Source organism: Pseudomonas sp. GW823-FHT03E05 (assembly GCF_058796855.1).
Genome location: NZ_JBXAJB010000003.1, coordinates 339,707 through 356,251 on the forward strand (window position 1 = coordinate 339,707; position 16,545 = coordinate 356,251).

Sequence of the window (16,545 nt, forward strand, 5' to 3'; positions counted from 1 at the left end):
CGAGCTGGCCAGCGAAGAGGCCAGCAAGCCCTGCACTCCGCTGAAGGACGCCTTCGCCGGCAAGCCGGCTCCTACAAGGGTACGGTGCTGAAGTTCAGGCGGAACTGTTGCGGGGTCAGCCCCAGGCGCCGGTTGAACACGCTGCGCATGTGCTGGGCATCGCGAAAACCGCAGGCGTAGGCCACGGTCTTGAGCGGCGCCGCGCTGCGTTCGAGCATCCCCCGCGCCGCATCCATCCGCGCGCCTTCGACAAATTCCGCCGGAGTCACCCCCGCTTCTCGAACGAACACTCGGGCAAAATTGCGCGGGCTCATGTTCACCGCCCGGGCCAGCTCGGCAATGCTCAGGTCCGCCTGCAACCGGTCCTGCACATGCTGCTGGACCCGAGCCACGGTGGAGGTGGTCTCGGCCTGGGGCAGCAGAAACGGGCTGAACTGCGACTGCCCCCCCGTGCGCTGGGTGAACACCACCAGACGCTTGGCCACGCTCAGGGCCACCCCCGCACCATGATCCTGGGCCAACAGGTACAGCGACAGGTCGATGCCGGCGGTGACCCCCGCCGAAGTGAACAGCCTGCCGTCCTGGACGTACAGTCGATCAGCCTCGACCCGGGTGCCCGGGCACAGCGCAGCCAGCGCCGGTGCATCGCTCCAGTGGGTGGTCACCGTGCGCCCTTCCAGCAACCCGGCCCGGGCCAGGATGAACGCGCCGTTGCAGATCGAGCCGAAGCCCTTGGCCCGGGCGCAGGCCTCGCGCAGCCAGGCGTAGAAGGCCGGGCTGAACTGGCTGCCAGGCACCTGCGGGCCGCCTGCCACCAGCAACAAGTCAAAGGGCTCCAGGGCCTGGGTGAAGGAACAATGGGCCTGCAACAGCAGGCCATTGGAACAGGCCTGCGCCCCAGCCTCGACGCCAATCACCCGCAAGCGGTAATGATCCTCGGCCGGCAGAAACCGGTTGGCTTCGCAAAACACATCCATGGGCCCGGTGACATCGAGGGCCTGGACACCCGGAAAAACCAGCACGGCAACGCTTCTACCCATGGTGCAAACAGCCCTCTATGACCCGCGCCCGGCAACCCCGAGCGGCGGGCAATTGTCGCAAGCAAAGCTCGAGGGAACATAGCACTGGCAGGAAATGCACGCAGGTTGGCCGGGATCGCAGCCCCGGTGCGATTGTGGGCCGAAAGGGCCGGTAACAGACTGAAGGCTCCAGCGCCAGAACGGCGCCCGCCACGAGGAACGCCCCATGAGCTCCACCATCGCCGGGATCCGGATACCCGACAGCGCCCTGGCCCGGGCCACCACCGAGTACATCCGCGATGTCGAATCCGACCTGCTTTATCACCACTCGCGCCGGGTGTTCCTGTTCGGCGCCCTGAGCGGCGAACGCCGGCAGCTGGCTTACGACCCGCAGTTGCTCTACGTCGGCGCCATGTTCCACGACCTGGGGTTGGTGGAGGGCCTGCGCAGCGCCGACCAGCGCTTCGAAGTCGACGGCGCCAACGCCGCACGCGACTTTCTCCAGCCCTACGGCCTCAGCGCCGACGATATCGAGCAGGTCTGGCTGTCCATCGCCTTGCACACCACCCCAGGCATCCCCCAGCACCTGCGCCCTACCGTGGCCCTGGTCACCGCCGGGGTCGAGATGGATGTGCTGGGCATCGACTACGCCGCGTTCCCCGCGGCCCAGCGTGAAGCCGTGGTCCACGCCCACCCGCGCGGTGAAGGCTTCAAGGAATGCATCATCTGCGCCTTCGCCGACGGCCTGCGCCATCGCCCGCAAACCACCTTCGGCAACGTCAAGACCGACGTCCTGGCCGACCAGCAGCCAGGGTTCAAGGCGTTGAATTTCGTCGAGGTGATTCGCCGTTCACCCTGGCAATCCTGACCCATCACCAGCGCTGCAGGAGCTGGCTGGCCAGCGAAGAGACCCGCAAGCCCAATCCCCTTCTGAAGGACGCTTGCCCCGGCAAGGGCCAATAAAAAACCTCGCTCCCGGAAACCGGGGCGAGGTTTTTTGATGACACAACCGCAACTCAGGCGGTTTCCGGCGCCTGGGCCCGACGCACGTCCGGCTGTTTCCAGGAGTCGGCAGCGCTTTCCTCGATGGCCTGCTGGATCGCCCGCTTGCGGGCTTCTTCGGCGCGCCGGCTGAAGAACCAGACCAGGAAGGTCACCAGAGACACCGCCAGCAGGATCAGGCTGGCCACGGCGTTGATCTCAGGCTTCACCCCCAGGCGCACCGCCGAGAACACTTCCATCGGCAAGGTGGTGGAACCCGGGCCGGAGACGAAGCTGGCCAGTACCAGGTCATCCAGGGACAGGGCGAAGGACATCATGCCGCCCGCCGCCAGCGAAGGCGCGATCATCGGGATGGTGATCAGGAAGAACACCTTCCACGGCCGCGCGCCCAGGTCCATGGCCGCCTCTTCGATGGACAGGTCCAGCTCACGCAGGCGGGCCGACACCACCACTGCCACATAGGCGGCGCAGAACGTGGTGTGGGCGATCCAGATGGTGACGATGCCGCGCTCCTGAGGCCAGCCGACCGCCTGGGCCATGGCCACGAACAGCAGCAGTAAGGAAAGACCGGTGATCACTTCCGGCATCACCAACGGCGCGGTGACCAGGCCACCGAACAGGGTACGGCCCTTGAAGCGGGTGATCCGGGTCAGCACGAACGCCGCCAGGGTGCCCAGTGCCACCGCTGCTACAGCGGTGTAGCAGGCGATTTCCAGGGAGCGCATCACCGAGCCCATCAGTTGCTGGTTATCCAGCAGGCCGATGTACCACTTGATTGACCAGCCGCCCCACACCGTCACCAGCTTGGAGGCGTTGAACGAGTAGATCACCAGGATCAGCATCGGCAGGTAGATGAACAACAGGCCGAGCACCAGCATCAGGCTGGAGAAACTGAAGCGCTTCATTCCTTGCCCTCCATTTCCTTGGCCTGACTGCGGTTGAACAGGATGATCGGCACAATCAGGATCGCCAGCATCACCACCGCCAGGGCGGATGCCACCGGCCAGTCACGGTTGTTGAAGAACTCTTGCCACAGCACCTTGCCGATCATCAGGGTTTCCGGACCGCCCAGCAGTTCCGGAATCACGAACTCACCCACCACCGGGATGAACACCAGCATGCAGCCGGCGATGATGCCGTTCTTGGACAGCGGCACGGTGATTTTCCAGAAGCTGTTGAAGGTACTCGAACCCAGGTCGGCCGCGGCCTCCAGCAGGCTGGTGTCGTGTTTCACCAGGTTCGCGTACAGCGGCAGGATCATGAACGGCAGGTAGGAATAGACCACACCGATATACACCGCGATGTTGGTGTTGAGGATCTGCAGCGGCTCGTTGATCCAGCCCATGGACATCAGGAAGCCATTGAGCAGGCCGTTGTTGCTGAGGATGCCCATCCAGGCATAGACGCGGATCAGGATCGCGGTCCAGGTCGGCATCATGATCAGCAGCACCAGCACCGTCTGCAATTCCTTACGGGCACTGGCGATGGCGTAGGCCATCGGGTAGCCGATCAGCAGGCAGAGGATGGTGCTGAAGAACGCCATCTTCAGCGAGCCGAGGTATGCGGCGATATAGAGTTCGTCGTCGCCGAGCATCGCGTAGTTGCCCAGGTTCAGCAGCAACTGCAGCTTCTGGTCGACGTAGCTGTAGATCTCGGTGTACGGCGGAATGGCCACGTCCGCTTCGGCGAAGCTGATCTTCAGGACGATGAAGAACGGCAGCATGAAGAACAGGAACAGCCAGATGAACGGAACCCCGATGACCAGCTGACGGCCACCGGGAATTATTCGATTGAGTCGGCGCTTGAGCTTTCGCATGTTCATGAGCGCAGTACCACGCCGCTGTCGTCTTCCCACCAGACGTAGACCTGGTCACCCCAGGTCGGCCGCGCACCACGGCGCTCGGCGTTGGCGACGAAGGATTGCACCAGTTTGCCGCTCGGCAGCTCGACGTAGAACACCGAGTGGCCGCCCAGGTAGGCAATGTCGTGGACCTTGCCGCTGGACCAGTTGTACTCGCAGGTCGGCATCTCGGCAGTCACCAGGAGCTTCTCCGGGCGGATCGCGTAGGTCACCGATTTGTCCTGCACCGAAGTGCTGATGCCGTGGCCGACATAGATGCTGCGGTCCAGGTCCTTGCAGGTGATCAGCGCGTGGCCCTCGGCATCGTCCACCACTTCACCCTCGAAGATGTTGACGTTGCCGATGAATTCGCAGACCAAGCGGCTGACCGGGGTCTCGTAGATGTCGATCGGGCTGCCGATCTGGGCGATCCAGCCCAGGTGCATGATGGCGATGCGTTCGGCCATGGTCATGGCCTCTTCCTGGTCGTGGGTCACCATTACGCAGGTCACGCCCACGCGCTCGATGATCTCCACCAGCTCCAGTTGCATCTGTGAGCGCAGCTTCTTGTCCAGGGCGCCCATGGGCTCGTCCAGCAAGAGCAGCTTGGGACGCTTGGCCAGGGAACGGGCCAGGGCCACGCGCTGGCGCTGGCCGCCGGAGAGCTGGTGCGGCTTGCGCTTGGCGTACTGGCTCATCTGCACCAGCTTGAGCATCTCTGCCACCCGGGCGTCGATCTCGGCGGCAGGAATCTTGTCCTGCTTGAGGCCGAAGGCTATGTTCTGGGCCACGGTCATGTGGGGGAACAAGGCGTAGGACTGGAACATCATGTTGATCGGCCGCTCGTAGGGCGGCATGTCAGTGATGTCTACACCATCGAGGAAGATTCGCCCCTCCGTTGGCCGTTCGAAGCCGGCCAGCATCCGCAGCAAGGTGGACTTGCCTGAACCCGAACCGCCGAGCAAGGCGAAGATCTCGCCCTTCTTGATTTCCAGGGACACATCGTCCACGGCAACCGTCTCGTCGAACTTCTTCGTGACCCGGTCGATTTTGACCAGCACCTGCTTAGGTGTCTGGTCGCCCTCGAGGGCTTTCTTATAGGCGCCGGAGGCAACTGCCATTTGCGAAACTCCCAACAAAATTTGCAGCCCGCCCCATGCGGGCGGACCTTGGATAGTTTGAGCCTGTGGAACTATTTACCCGTCTTGACCTTGGTCCAGCTGCGGGTCATCAAGCGTTGGATATTGGGTGGCAACTCGGTGGACACGTAGGTCTTGTCGAGCACTTGCTGCGGTGGGTAGACCGCTTCGTCGGTGCGGATGGACTGCTCCATCAGCTTGTCCGACCCGGGGTTGGGGTTGGCATAACCGACATAGTCACTGACCTGAGCGATCACTTCAGGTTGCAGCAAATAGTTGATGAAGGCGTGGGCCTGCTTGACGTTGGTCGAATCCTTGGGGATCGCCAGCATGTCGAACCACAGGGCACCGCCCTCCTTCGGAATCGCATAGGCGATGTTCACACCCTTGCCGGCATCGGCGGCCCGGGCCTTGGCCTGGAACACATCGCCGGAAAACCCGATGGCCACGCAGATATTGCCGTTGGCCAGGTCCGAGATGTACTTGGACGAATGGAAGTAGGTCACGTAAGGACGCACTGCCAGTAACGTGGCCTCGGCCTTCTTGTAGTCCTGGGGGTTGGTGCTGTTGGCGTTCAGGCCCAGGTAGTTGAGGACCGTGGGCATCATCTCGTCGGCGGAGTCGAGGAAGGCCACGCCGCAGCTGTTGAGCTTCTTGATGTTCTCCGGCTCGAACAGCACGCTCCAGGAATCGATCTTGTCCACGCCCAGGGCGGCCTTGACCTTGTCGACGTTGTAGCCGATGCCGTTGGTCCCCCACAGGTACGGCACCGCGTACTGGTTGCCCGGATCGTTCATTTCCAGACGCTTGAGCAGTACCGGGTCAAGGTTCGAATAGTGGGTCAGCAGGCTCTTGTCGAGCTTCTGGAAAGCCCCGGCCTTGATCTGCTTGCCCAGGAAGTGGTTGGACGGCACGACCACGTCATAACCGGTACGGCCGGCCAGCAACTTGCCTTCCAGGGTTTCATTGGAATCGAATACGTCATACACCGGCTTGATACCGGTGGCCTTTTCAAACTCGGCCAGGGTGTTCTGACCGATGTAATCGGACCAGTTATAAATATGCACGGTCGGTGCAGCCTGGACGCCAGCCATCAGCGTCAGGCCGGCGGCGGCCAGCATGGCTTTGCGAAATAAAGAAATAGGCAAGTGGAGGTCCTCTTAAATAGTTGGGCCCAAGTTGCCCCGCGCTACCTGACAGCCTCCAAGCTGCCCAGCAACAAAACCGGCGCGCAACTTACCCTCGATAAACCAATCCAGCAAAACTTTCTGTCATTTAATTGTTTCCTGTTGCCGCCCTCGCCACGACGACGGCAACAGGGAGTGCTGCAAATCGGCTTATTTGCCGGATTTGATCTTGGTCCAGCTGCGGGTCAGGATGCGCTGGGTCGCGGCCGGCAGGTCGGCGATCGCGTAGAGCTTGGCCTGCACCTCAGCTGGCGGGTAGACGCCCGGGTCGCTGGTGATGTCTTTATCGACCAATGGGGTTGCAGCCGCGTTACCGTTGGGGAAACGCACGGCGTTGGTGATTTCGGCCATGACTTCAGGCTTTTGCAGGAAGGTCATGAACTTGTAGGCGCCTTCGACGTTTTCCGCGTCTTTGGGGATGGCCACCATGTCATAGAAGCTGCCAGCACCCTCTTTGGGGATGTTGTAGCTGACCTTGACCTTGTCACCGGCTTCGGCGGCACGGGCCTTGGCCTGGTAGATGTCGCCCGAGTAACCCACGGCGACGCAGATGTTGCCGTTGGCCAGGTCGGAGATGTACTTGGAGGAGTGGAAGTAGGCGATCGAAGGACGGATCTTGAGGAACAGCGCTTCGGCTTCAGCCAGTTGCTTCTTGTCCTGGCTGTCGGTCGGGTAGCCCAGGTAGTGCAGCGCCACCGGAATCATCTCGGTTGGCGAATCGAGGAAGCTGACGCCGCAGGCCTTCAGCTTCTCAGCGTTCTCAGGCTTGAACAGCAGGTCCCAGGAGTTGGTCGGTGCATCGGCACCCAGCGCGGCCTTGACCTTCTCGGCGTTGAAGCCGATACCGATCGAGCCCCACATGTAAGGGAAGGCATGCTTGTTGCCCGGGTCGCTCACCGAAACCGCCTTGAGCAGCGATTCGTTGAGGTTCTTCCAGTTCGGCAACTTGGAGCGGTCCAGTTCCTGGTAGACACCGGCCTTGATCTGCTTGGCCAGGAAGTTGTTGGAAGGCACCACAACGTCATAACCGGACTTGCCGGCGAGCAACTTGGCTTCCAAGGTTTCATTGCTGTCGAACACGTCGTAGACAACCTTGATGCCCGACTCGGCTTCAAACTTCTTGATAGTGTCCGGCGCGATGTAATCGGACCAGTTGTAAACGTGCAGCACTTTATCGTCCGCTTGTGCCGCCGCCGCCATCACGCCCATCAGGGACATGGCGAGGAGGGTCTTGCCAGCTAACTTCATACCTAATGCCTTCATGCGTAATGCTCCAATTATTCTTTTTAACCACTCGCTCAGCGGCCAATATCCGGGCAACCAAAACGGCGGGTAGTCTGGCAAGATCCAAGGCCGGCTTTCAAGAAAAGACCAGGCTTTTACATCTGCTTTGAACGCAGTGCCCGCAAGCACCGCGCTCAAAGCCTAGCACTCAGCCCTCGAGCACACTCAAGGTCAGGTCCAGACACTTGCGCGCCTTGGCCACCAGCTCGTCGATCTCCGCCTCGCTGATCACCAGGGGCGGCGCAATGATCATGGTGTCACCCACCGCGCGCATGATCAGACCGTTGTCGAAGCAGAACTGCCGGCAGATCATGCCCACGCCTCGGCCTTCGTAACGCGCCCGGGTGGCCTTGTCCTTGACCAGTTCGATGGCCCCCAGCAGCCCTACCCCGCGAACCTCGCCCACCAGCGGGTGGTCGCTCAACTCGCGCAGACGTTTCTGCAAATACGGTGCCGCTTTTTCATGGGCGCGCTGGATAATTTTCTCTTCGCGCATGATGCGGATGTTTTCCAGGGCCACGGCAGCGGCCACCGGGTGCCCGGAATAGGTGAAACCGTGGTTGAAGTCGCCGCCCTCGTTGAGCACCGCCACCACTTCGTCGCGCACGATCAGCCCACCCATGGGGATGTAGCCGGAGGTCAGGCCCTTGGCGATGGTCATCATGTCCGGCTTGAGGTCGTAGAAATCGCTACCGAACCACTCACCGGTGCGCCCGAAGCCACAGATCACTTCATCGGCAACGAACAGGATGTCGTACTTGGCAAGGATTTCCTTGATCCGCGGCCAGTAGCTGTCCGGCGGCACGATCACGCCACCGGCGCCCTGGATCGGTTCGGCGATAAAGGCCCCGACATTGTCCACGCCCAGTTCGAGGATCTTCTCTTCGAGCTGGTTGGCGGCCCAGATACCGAACTCTTCGGGGCTCATGTCGCCGCCTTCGGCGAACCAGTAAGGCTGCGGGATGTGGACGATACCCGGGATCGGCAAGTCGCCCTGCTCGTGCATGTAGGTCATGCCGCCGAGGCTGGCACCGGCCACAGTGGAACCGTGGTAGCCATTGACCCGGCTGATGATGGTTTTCTTGTTCGGCTGGCCCTTGATCGCCCAGTAGTGGCGGACCATGCGCAGCATGGTGTCGTTGCCTTCGGAGCCGGAACCGGTGAAGAACACGTGGTTCATGCCTTCTGGCGCGATATCGGCGATCGCCTTGGACAGCTCCAGCACCGGTGGGTGGGCAGTCTGGAAGAACAGGTTGTAATAGGGCAGTTCGCGCATTTGCTTGCTGGCGGCTTCCGCCAGTTCGTCACGGCCATAGCCGATGGCTACGCACCACAGGCCGGCCATGCCGTCGAGAATCTGATTGCCTTCACTGTCCCAGAGGTACACACCCTTGGCATGGGTGATGATCCGCGGGCCCTTTTCCTTCAGTTGCTTGAAGTCACTGAACGGTGCCAGGTGGTGATCACTGCTGAGGGTTTGCCACTCGCGGGTTTGCGGGTTTTTATGAGTCATCAATCTCTCCTTAGTGTCAGTGAAGGCGCCACTGGCGGGCAGTGGCGCCCGGCGGATCAGACGGCGAACAACAGGAACTCCCGCTCCCACGAACTGATCACGCGCTTGAAGTTTTCGTGCTCGGCCCGCTTCACCGCGACATAGCCGGTGATGAACTTCTGGCCCAGGTACTTCTCGATGGTCTTGCTGTTTTCCATGCGCTCCAGCGCGTCTTCGATGGTCAGTGGCAGGCGCAGGTTGCGGCGCTCGTAGCCACGGCCCACCACGGGCGCGCTCGGGTTGTGGCCTTCGACCATGCCGATGTAGCCACACAGCAGGCTGGCGGCGATGGCCAGGTACGGGTTGGCGTCGGCGCCCGGCAGGCGGTTTTCCACGCGACGGTTCTGTGGCCCGGCATCCGGCACCCGCAGGCCCACGGTGCGGTTCTCTTCGCCCCACTCGACGTTCACCGGCGCCGAGGTATCGGGCAGGAAACGACGGAACGAGTTGACGTTGGGGGCGAACAGCGGCAGCAGCTCGGGAATGAACTTCTGCAAACCACCGATGTGGTTGAGGAACAGCTGGCTCATGGTCCCGTCTTCATTGGAGAAGACGTTCTTGCCGGTGTTGATGTCGATGATGCTCTGGTGCAGGTGCATGGCGCTGCCGGGCTCGCCGGTCATGGGCTTGGCCATGAAGGTGGCGGCCACGTCGTGCTTGAGCGCGGCTTCGCGCATGGTGCGCTTGAACACCAGGATCTGGTCGGCCAGGGACAGGGCGTCGCCGTGACGGAAGTTGATCTCCATCTGCGCCGTGCCGTCCTCGTGGATCAGCGTGTCCAGGTCCAGCTCCTGCAGTTCGCACCAGTCATAGACGTCTTCGAACAGCGGGTCGAATTCGTTCGCAGCCTCAATGGAGAACGACTGGCGCCCGGTCTCCGGGCGGCCGGAGCGGCCGATCGGCGGCTGCAACGGGTAGTCCGGATCGTCGCTGCGCTTGGTCAGGTAGAACTCCATCTCCGGCGCCACGATGGGCTGCCAGCCGTGGTCGGCGTAGAGTTTCAGGACCTTCTTCAGGACGTTGCGCGGCGACAGCTCGATGGGGTTGCCCTGCTTGTCGTAGGTGTCATGGATCACCTGGGCAGTAGGCTCGATGGCCCAGGGCACAAGGTACACCGCGTTCTGGTCCGGGCGGCAGACCATGTCGATGTCGGCCGGGTCCAGCAGTTCGTAATAGATGTCGTCTTCGACATAGTCGCCGGTCACGGTCTGCAGCAGCACGCTCTCGGGCAGGCGCATGCCTTTTTCGGCAATGAACTTGTTGGTCGGCGAGATCTTGCCCCGGGTGATCCCGGTCAAATCGCCGATCATGCATTCGACTTCTGTGATCTTGTGGTCTTTCAACCAATCGGTGAGCTGGTCGAGGTTGTTACTCATAAATGCCTCTAGGCTGAGTTTCCTGACTCTCTATTAAGTCAGGCCTTGTGTGACGCTTCGGCGTCGCGTTGTCTTGCCCGCTTGCGGCAGGCATCACCAAAAGCCTGGAAGATGGCCAGGTAGTGAGGGTTGCAGCTTACCTGCCATTCGGGGTGCCATTGCACCCCTAGTGCGAAAGCCTTGCTGGCTTCTACCGAAACCGCCTCTACCAACCCGTCGGGAGCCAGCGCCTCGACCCGCAGCCCCGGGGCCAGACGCTCGACGCCCTGGGCATGGATCGAGTTGACTTGAATCCGCTCCGGCAGGCCCAGCCCCGCCAGAACACCACCTGCCTTGATATGCAGGTCATGGGCGGGCGCGTACCAGGCGTCCAGGGGCTGGCCGGGCTGTTCGGCGTGCCGGTGGTCCATGAAAGGCTGCACCTGCTGCACGTTCTGATGCAGGCTGCCGCCCAGGGCCACGTTCATTTCCTGGAAGCCGCGGCAGATGCCCAGCACCGGAACGCCACTCGCGACGGCGGCGCTCAGCAGCGGCAGGGTGGCAGCATCCCGTGCAGAATCATGAGCAGTGCCCGGCGCGCTGGCAGGACCCTGGTAATGGAAAGGTTCGATATTGGAGGGAGAGCCGGTAAAGAGAATGCCGTCCAGACCGTCCAGAATATCGGACGGGGAAAGCAGTTCCGCCATGGACGGGATAATCACCGGCACGCCCTGGGCTGCGCTGGCTACTGCGTGGACATACTCGTCGCCACTGATGTGATAAGCATGCAGACCGATCTGCCTGGAGCAGGCGGTGACGCCGATTAACGGCAGGCGAGACATGAAACACCCCGGTATTATTGCTGTTATGGGTTTGATTCGAGCTTAGCCTTGTTCATTTTTTTACACAACACCCCCGTAAAAAATACAACACGGCCCGCTCAAGCCTGCGGTACCCAAGGCGGCCGAGCCCCAAAAAACGCCCTGTTTTGCCCCAAAAGAGCCTTGCCAGCCCTTTATTAGGGCATAAAAGGCCTTACTTGACTTCGGCATGCCGTTCGGGTTGACTGAAACCAGAAAAGATCAATGATTGATATTTTTAACAACAAAGGTGTTGCATCATGTCGGTACCCCCGCGTGCCGTTCAGCTCAACGAAGCGAACGCGTTCCTTAAGGAACATCCTGAGGTTCTGTACGTTGACCTTCTGATTGCGGATATGAATGGTGTGGTGCGCGGCAAGCGCATCGAACGCACCAGCCTCCACAAGGTTTACGAGAAAGGCATCAACCTGCCGGCCTCCCTGTTTGCCCTGGATATCAATGGCTCTACGGTGGAAAGCACCGGCCTGGGTCTGGACATCGGCGACGCCGACCGGATCTGCTATCCAATCCCCGATACCCTGTGCAACGAGCCCTGGCAGAAGCGCCCTACCGCGCAATTGCTGATGACCATGCACGAACTCGAAGGCGACCCCTTCTTTGCCGATCCACGGGAAGTCCTGCGCCAGGTGGTGACCAAGTTCGACGAACTGGGCCTGACCATCTGCGCCGCTTTCGAGCTGGAGTTCTACCTGATCGACCAGGAGAACGTGAACGGCCGGCCACAACCACCACGCTCGCCGATTTCCGGCAAGCGCCCGCACTCCACCCAGGTCTATCTGATCGACGACCTCGACGAATACGTCGACTGCCTCCAGGACATCCTGGAAGGTGCCAAGGAACAAGGCATCCCGGCCGACGCCATCGTCAAGGAAAGTGCCCCGGCACAATTCGAAGTCAACCTGCACCACGTGGCCGACCCGATCAAGGCCTGCGACTACGCGGTCCTGCTCAAGCGCCTGATCAAGAACATCGCCTACGACCATGAGATGGACACCACCTTCATGGCCAAGCCTTACCCGGGCCAGGCGGGCAACGGTCTGCACGTTCACATTTCGGTTCTGGACAAAGATGGCAAGAACATCTTCGCCAGCGAGGATCCCGAGCAGAACGCCGCACTGCGTCACGCGATCGGCGGTGTGCTCGAGACCCTACCGGCGCAGATGGCCTTCCTCTGCCCGAACGTCAACTCCTATCGCCGTTTCGGCGCGCAGTTCTATGTGCCGAACTCGCCGAGCTGGGGCCTGGACAACCGTACCGTGGCCATTCGCGTCCCCACCGGCTCGGCCGATGCAGTGCGCATCGAACACCGGGTCGCCGGCGCCGACGCCAACCCCTATCTGCTGATGGCTTCGGTCCTGGCGGGCGTGCACCACGGCCTGACCAACAAGATCGAGCCGGGGGCGCCTACCGAAGGCAACTCCTACGAGCAGAACGAGCAGAGCCTGCCGAACAACCTGCGTGATGCCCTGCGCGAGTTGGACGACAGCGAAGTCATGGCCAAGTACATCGATCCGAAATACATCGATATCTTCGTCGCCTGTAAGGAAAGTGAGCTGGAGGAGTTCGAACACTCCATCTCCGACCTCGAGTACAACTGGTACCTGCACACCGTGTAAGCGCCAGCTGCATTGAAGAACGCCGCCGGGTTTATCCCGGCGGCGTTTTTTTATGCCCGTGATTCGGATGCGCCCAGGCTGCGGCTACAGGGACAACGGCCCACTCGCGTACAATGCCCGCTGCCCTGTAGGAGAGACTGATGACGCGCACCGCCCCGCTTCGCAAACCCCGTGCACGCAGCCAGGCCCGGATCGACTCCATACTCGACGCCGCACGGACCCTGCTGGCGGCCGAGGGCGTGGCCAGCCTGTCGATCTACAGCGTGGCCGACAAGGCGCAGATCCCGCCATCCTCGGTCTATCACTTCTTCGCCAGCGTCCCGGCCCTGCTGGAAGCCCTTACCGCCGATGTCCACGCGGCGTTCCGCGCCTGCCTGCTGGAACCTATCGACCATGAGCGGCTCAGCAACTGGCGCGACCTGTCACGCCTGGTGGAGCAACGCATGCTCGACATCTACGGCGAGGACGCGGCGGCCCGCCAACTGATCCTCGCCCAGCACGGCCTGACCGAAGTCACCCAGGCCGACCGCCAGCACGACATCGAGCTGGGGGACCTGATGCACAAGCTGTTCGATCATCATTTCGAGTTGCCGACGCTACCCGTCGATGTCGACGTGTTCGCCCTGGCCATGGAGCTGGGAGATCGGGTGTATGCCCGCTCCGTGCAGCAGCACGGGCAGATCACCACACGCATGGCCGAGGAAGGCATGCGCGTCTTCGATGCCTACCTGGGCCTGTACCTGCCGCCCTACCTGGCCAAGCGCCCCACCCCGCCCTGAACGCCGGTTCAGGCGTGACGCAGCAGCAACCGGTCGATGCTGTGGTCCGCCGACTTGTGGATGATCAGGTTGGCTCGCTCCCGAGTCGGCAGGATGTTTTCAACCAGGTTCTTCAGGTTGACCCGGTCCCAGGTATCGGAGGCCACTGACAGCGCCTCGGAATCGGACAGGCCCTTGTACTTGTTGAAGTAGGAATCCCCCGACTGGAAGGCAGTGTTCTTCAGGTAGACGAACCGCTCCAGGTACCAGGTCTTGATGGTCGCTTCGGGAGCGTCGACATAGATCGAGAAGTCGATGAAATCCAGGGCGTTCAGGCCCTCGCCCTGCTCACCCTGCAACACATTCAAGCCTTCCAGGATGATGATGTCCGGCGCCTCCACCGACTGCGCCTCATCGGCCAGGATGTCGTAGCGCACATGGGAATAGATGGGAATCCGCGCCGCTTCGCCCCGGCGGCACACCGCCTGGAGAAAATCCAAGAACAGCGGCTTGTCATAGGACTCTGGAAAGCCCTTGCGGTGCAGGATGTTTTTTTCCTGCAGGGTGGCCAGCGGGAACAGGAACGAATCCGTGGTCACCAGGTGCACATTGGGCTTGCCCGGCCAATAGGCCAGCAGCGCCGCCAGGACCCGGGCAAAACTGCTCTTGCCCACCGCCACGCTGCCGGAAACACCGATCACGTAGGGGGCCTTGAAACCTGTCTGCGGCACCTTCAGCGATTGCACCTGCGCCGCATGCAAATGCAGCAGGCGCGACAGCGGCAGGAGGATCTGCCGCACTTCTTCGGACGCCATGGGCTGGGTCGGACTGGTCAGCGTCTCCATCTCGGATGGCGCAAGACTCATCGGCTCACCGGCCCGCAGAGCGGCCCAATGGTCGCGATCGAACTCCAGATACCCCACATTTGGACCCTGCTCTGTTGTCATGTTTACTGTTCAGGTCTTGCCGAAAGCAGGGAAAGTATCAAATCTGACCGGTATTTACAGCGCCCATGAAAAAGCCCCGAAGGGCTCGCACCGTTCGGGGCCGTGATCGGGCGCCGTTCACAACTTGGCGATCGATACCTCGGTGGACTTCACAAAGGCGATCACTTCGCTGCCAATCGACAGCTCCAGCTCTTTCACCGAGCGGGTGGTGATCACCGAAGTGACAATGCCGGAAGCGGTCTGCACGTCGATTTCCGACAGCACGTCGCCTTCGACGATTTCCTTGATGGTGCCCTTGAACTGGTTGCGTACGTTGATGGCCTTGATGGTCATGGTGTTTCTCCTGGGGTCGAAATGAGCGGCTGTTTTAAAGTGCCCAGCGCAGTTGCGTGGGCAAGGGTGAAACGGGTTCCGGTTCCGGCGGCGAGCCGGGCAATGACAGCACGCGGTTGAGGACTTCGGTCTCCAGCGCCGCCAGGCGATGGGAACCCCGTACCCGCGGGCGGGGCAGCTCGACGTGCAGGTCGAGACCGACCTCGCCGTCTTCGATCAGGATCACCCGATCGGCGATCGCCACCGCTTCGCTGACATCGTGGGTGACCAGCAGCACGGTGAAGCCATGCTGCTGCCACAGGCGTTCGATCAACTGCTGCATCTCGATCCGCGTCAGGGCATCCAGCGCCCCCAGCGGCTCGTCCAGCAGCAACAGCCGCGGCTGGTGGATCAGGGCACGGGCCAGGGCCACGCGCTGCTTCTGCCCACCGGACAGGGCCGCCGGCCATTCCTGGGCGCGATCCGCCAGGCCCACGGCTTCCAGAGCCTGCAGGGCTTGGGGGCGCCAGTTGCCCTTGAGCCCGAGCCCGACGTTATCGATGACCTTTTTCCAGGGCAGCAGGCGCGCCTCCTGGAACATCAACCGGGTGTCTTCAATGGCAGCGCTCAAGGGCGCGGAACCGGCCAACAGTTCGCCAGCACTTGGCTGGTCGAGACCGGCCAGCAGGCGCAGCAAGGTACTTTTGCCGCAGCCGCTGCGCCCCACCACCGCCACGAACTGGCCGGCGGGAATGTGCAGGTCGATTTCCCGCAGCACCTGCCGCGAGCCGAAGGTCTTTTGCAGTTTGCGCACCGCCAGGGGAATGCCCTGCAGCAGCCGCGGAGGTTGTTGAGCCGTCATTGGGCACCGCCTTTGGCGACCTGGTAGGCCGGATGCCAGCGCAGCCAGACCCGCTCCAGGCCACGCGCGGCCAGGTCCGCCAGCTTGCCGAGCACCGCGTACAGAACGATCGCCAGCACCACCACGTCGGTCTGCAGGAACTCCCGGGCGTTCATTGCCAGGTAGCCGATGCCGGAGCTGGCGGAAATGGTTTCGGCGACGATCAGGGTCAGCCACATGAAGCCCAGGGCAAAGCGCACCCCCACCAGGATCGAAGGCAGGGCGCCGGGCAGGATCACCTGGCGGAACAGGGCGAAGCCGGACAGGCCGTAGCTGCGCGCCATCTCCACCAATGCCGGGTCGACGTTGCGGATGCCGTGGTAGGTGTTGAGGTAGATCGGGAACAGCGTGCCCAGGGCCACCAGGAAAATCTTCGCCGACTCATCGATGCCGAACCACAGGATCACCAGGGGAATCAGCGCCAGGTGCGGCACGTTGCGGATCATCTGTACCGAGCTGTCCAGCAGCCGCTCACCCCATTTCGACAGGCCGGTGATAAAGCCCAGCGCCAGGCCGATGCCGCCACCAATGACAAAACCCAGGCCGGCGCGCCAGCCGCTGATGGCCAGGTGGGTCCAGATATCGCCACTGCGTACCAGACTGACCCCAGCCTCGATCACCGCGCTGGGGGCCGGCAGGATGCGGGTCGACAGCCAGCCCGCCGACACCGACAGTTGCCACACCGCCAACAACAGCAGCGGCAAGCCCCAGGGCGCCAGACGCTGCACTATGCGTTGTCCGTTCATGGCCGC

Annotated in this window: 16 protein-coding genes; 3 read left to right on the plus strand and 13 right to left on the minus strand. The window is 62.0% G+C overall.

Annotation, left to right across the window (positions count from 1 at the left end):
• Window positions 1–71: 71 nt before the first annotated feature.
• Window positions 72–1,040, minus strand: coding sequence for a GlxA family transcriptional regulator (locus AC1RCO_RS14540; protein WP_019093423.1), 969 nt, complete (start codon window positions 1,038–1,040; stop codon window positions 72–74).
• Window positions 1,041–1,245: 205 nt separating this feature from the next.
• On the opposite strand from AC1RCO_RS14540, the gene AC1RCO_RS14545 reads away from it, so the two are divergent.
• Window positions 1,246–1,887 (plus strand): HD domain-containing protein, encoded by a 642-nt coding sequence (locus AC1RCO_RS14545; RefSeq protein WP_011064094.1) that lies wholly within the window; start codon window positions 1,246–1,248, stop codon window positions 1,885–1,887.
• 148 nt (window positions 1,888–2,035) lie between these two features.
• Here AC1RCO_RS14545 and AC1RCO_RS14550 read toward each other — a convergent pair whose 3' ends face one another.
• The 8 genes from AC1RCO_RS14550 to AC1RCO_RS14585 form a co-directional block, all read right to left on the minus strand.
• The gene (locus AC1RCO_RS14550; protein ID WP_011064095.1) at window positions 2,036–2,926 is read right to left on the minus strand and encodes an ABC transporter permease subunit; all 891 of its coding nucleotides are present in this window, start codon (window positions 2,924–2,926) and stop codon (window positions 2,036–2,038) included.
• A complete protein-coding gene (locus tag AC1RCO_RS14555; protein ID WP_169892555.1) occupies window positions 2,923–3,804 on the minus strand; it encodes an ABC transporter permease subunit in 882 nt (293 codons plus the stop codon). The genes AC1RCO_RS14550 and AC1RCO_RS14555 overlap by 4 nt, the downstream gene beginning before the upstream one ends.
• Window positions 3,805–3,839: 35 nt before the next feature.
• Window positions 3,840–4,982, minus strand: coding sequence for an ABC transporter ATP-binding protein (locus AC1RCO_RS14560; RefSeq protein ID WP_041120308.1), 1,143 nt, complete (start codon window positions 4,980–4,982; stop codon window positions 3,840–3,842).
• Window positions 4,983–5,053: 71 nt separating this feature from the next.
• Window positions 5,054–6,148, minus strand: coding sequence for a polyamine ABC transporter substrate-binding protein (locus tag AC1RCO_RS14565; protein WP_342402057.1), 1,095 nt, complete (start codon window positions 6,146–6,148; stop codon window positions 5,054–5,056).
• 189 nt (window positions 6,149–6,337) lie between these two features.
• Entirely contained in the window at window positions 6,338–7,435 is a 1,098-nt protein-coding gene (locus AC1RCO_RS14570; protein WP_026020018.1) for a polyamine ABC transporter substrate-binding protein, read from the minus strand.
• 184 nt (window positions 7,436–7,619) lie between these two features.
• Window positions 7,620–8,984 carry an aspartate aminotransferase family protein gene (locus AC1RCO_RS14575; protein WP_011064100.1) on the minus strand — a complete coding sequence of 455 codons (1,365 nt, stop codon included), beginning with the start codon at window positions 8,982–8,984 and terminating at the stop codon, window positions 7,620–7,622.
• Window positions 8,985–9,040: 56 nt separating this feature from the next.
• Window positions 9,041–10,399: a glutamine synthetase family protein gene (locus tag AC1RCO_RS14580; protein WP_011064101.1), complete on the minus strand. Its 1,359-nt coding sequence runs from the start codon at window positions 10,397–10,399 to the stop codon at window positions 9,041–9,043.
• Window positions 10,400–10,437: 38 nt separating this feature from the next.
• Complete coding sequence (locus AC1RCO_RS14585; RefSeq protein ID WP_011064102.1) at window positions 10,438–11,220, minus strand: gamma-glutamyl-gamma-aminobutyrate hydrolase family protein; 783 nt, start codon at window positions 11,218–11,220, stop codon at window positions 10,438–10,440.
• Window positions 11,221–11,498: 278 nt separating this feature from the next.
• Between AC1RCO_RS14585 and AC1RCO_RS14590 the strand changes: the two genes are divergently transcribed.
• Together AC1RCO_RS14590 and AC1RCO_RS14595 are read left to right on the plus strand one after the other, a co-directional pair.
• Window positions 11,499–12,875, plus strand: a complete 1,377-nt coding sequence (locus AC1RCO_RS14590) for a glutamine synthetase family protein (protein ID WP_011064103.1) — start codon at window positions 11,499–11,501, stop codon at window positions 12,873–12,875.
• A gap of 140 nt (window positions 12,876–13,015) precedes the next feature.
• Entirely contained in the window at window positions 13,016–13,654 is a 639-nt protein-coding gene (locus AC1RCO_RS14595; RefSeq protein WP_262213691.1) for a TetR/AcrR family transcriptional regulator, read from the plus strand.
• An 8-nt stretch (window positions 13,655–13,662) separates the two neighbouring features.
• On the opposite strand, the gene coaA is transcribed toward AC1RCO_RS14595, so the two are convergent.
• The 4 genes from coaA to ssuC all read right to left on the minus strand — a co-directional run bounded on the left by coaA (window position 13,663) and on the right by ssuC (window position 16,539).
• A complete protein-coding gene (coaA, locus tag AC1RCO_RS14600) occupies window positions 13,663–14,580 on the minus strand; it encodes a type I pantothenate kinase (RefSeq protein WP_342402043.1) in 918 nt (305 codons plus the stop codon).
• 117 nt (window positions 14,581–14,697) lie between these two features.
• A complete protein-coding gene (locus tag AC1RCO_RS14605; protein ID WP_011064106.1) occupies window positions 14,698–14,913 on the minus strand; it encodes a TOBE domain-containing protein in 216 nt (71 codons plus the stop codon).
• 34 nt (window positions 14,914–14,947) lie between these two features.
• On the minus strand, window positions 14,948–15,754 hold the full coding sequence (ssuB, locus tag AC1RCO_RS14610) for an aliphatic sulfonates ABC transporter ATP-binding protein (protein ID WP_011064107.1): 807 nt from the start codon (window positions 15,752–15,754) through the stop codon (window positions 14,948–14,950).
• Window positions 15,751–16,539: an aliphatic sulfonate ABC transporter permease SsuC gene (ssuC, locus tag AC1RCO_RS14615; RefSeq protein WP_011064108.1), complete on the minus strand. Its 789-nt coding sequence runs from the start codon at window positions 16,537–16,539 to the stop codon at window positions 15,751–15,753. Before ssuC ends, ssuB begins: the two co-directional genes overlap by 4 nt.
• Window positions 16,540–16,545: the final 6 nt, after the last annotated feature.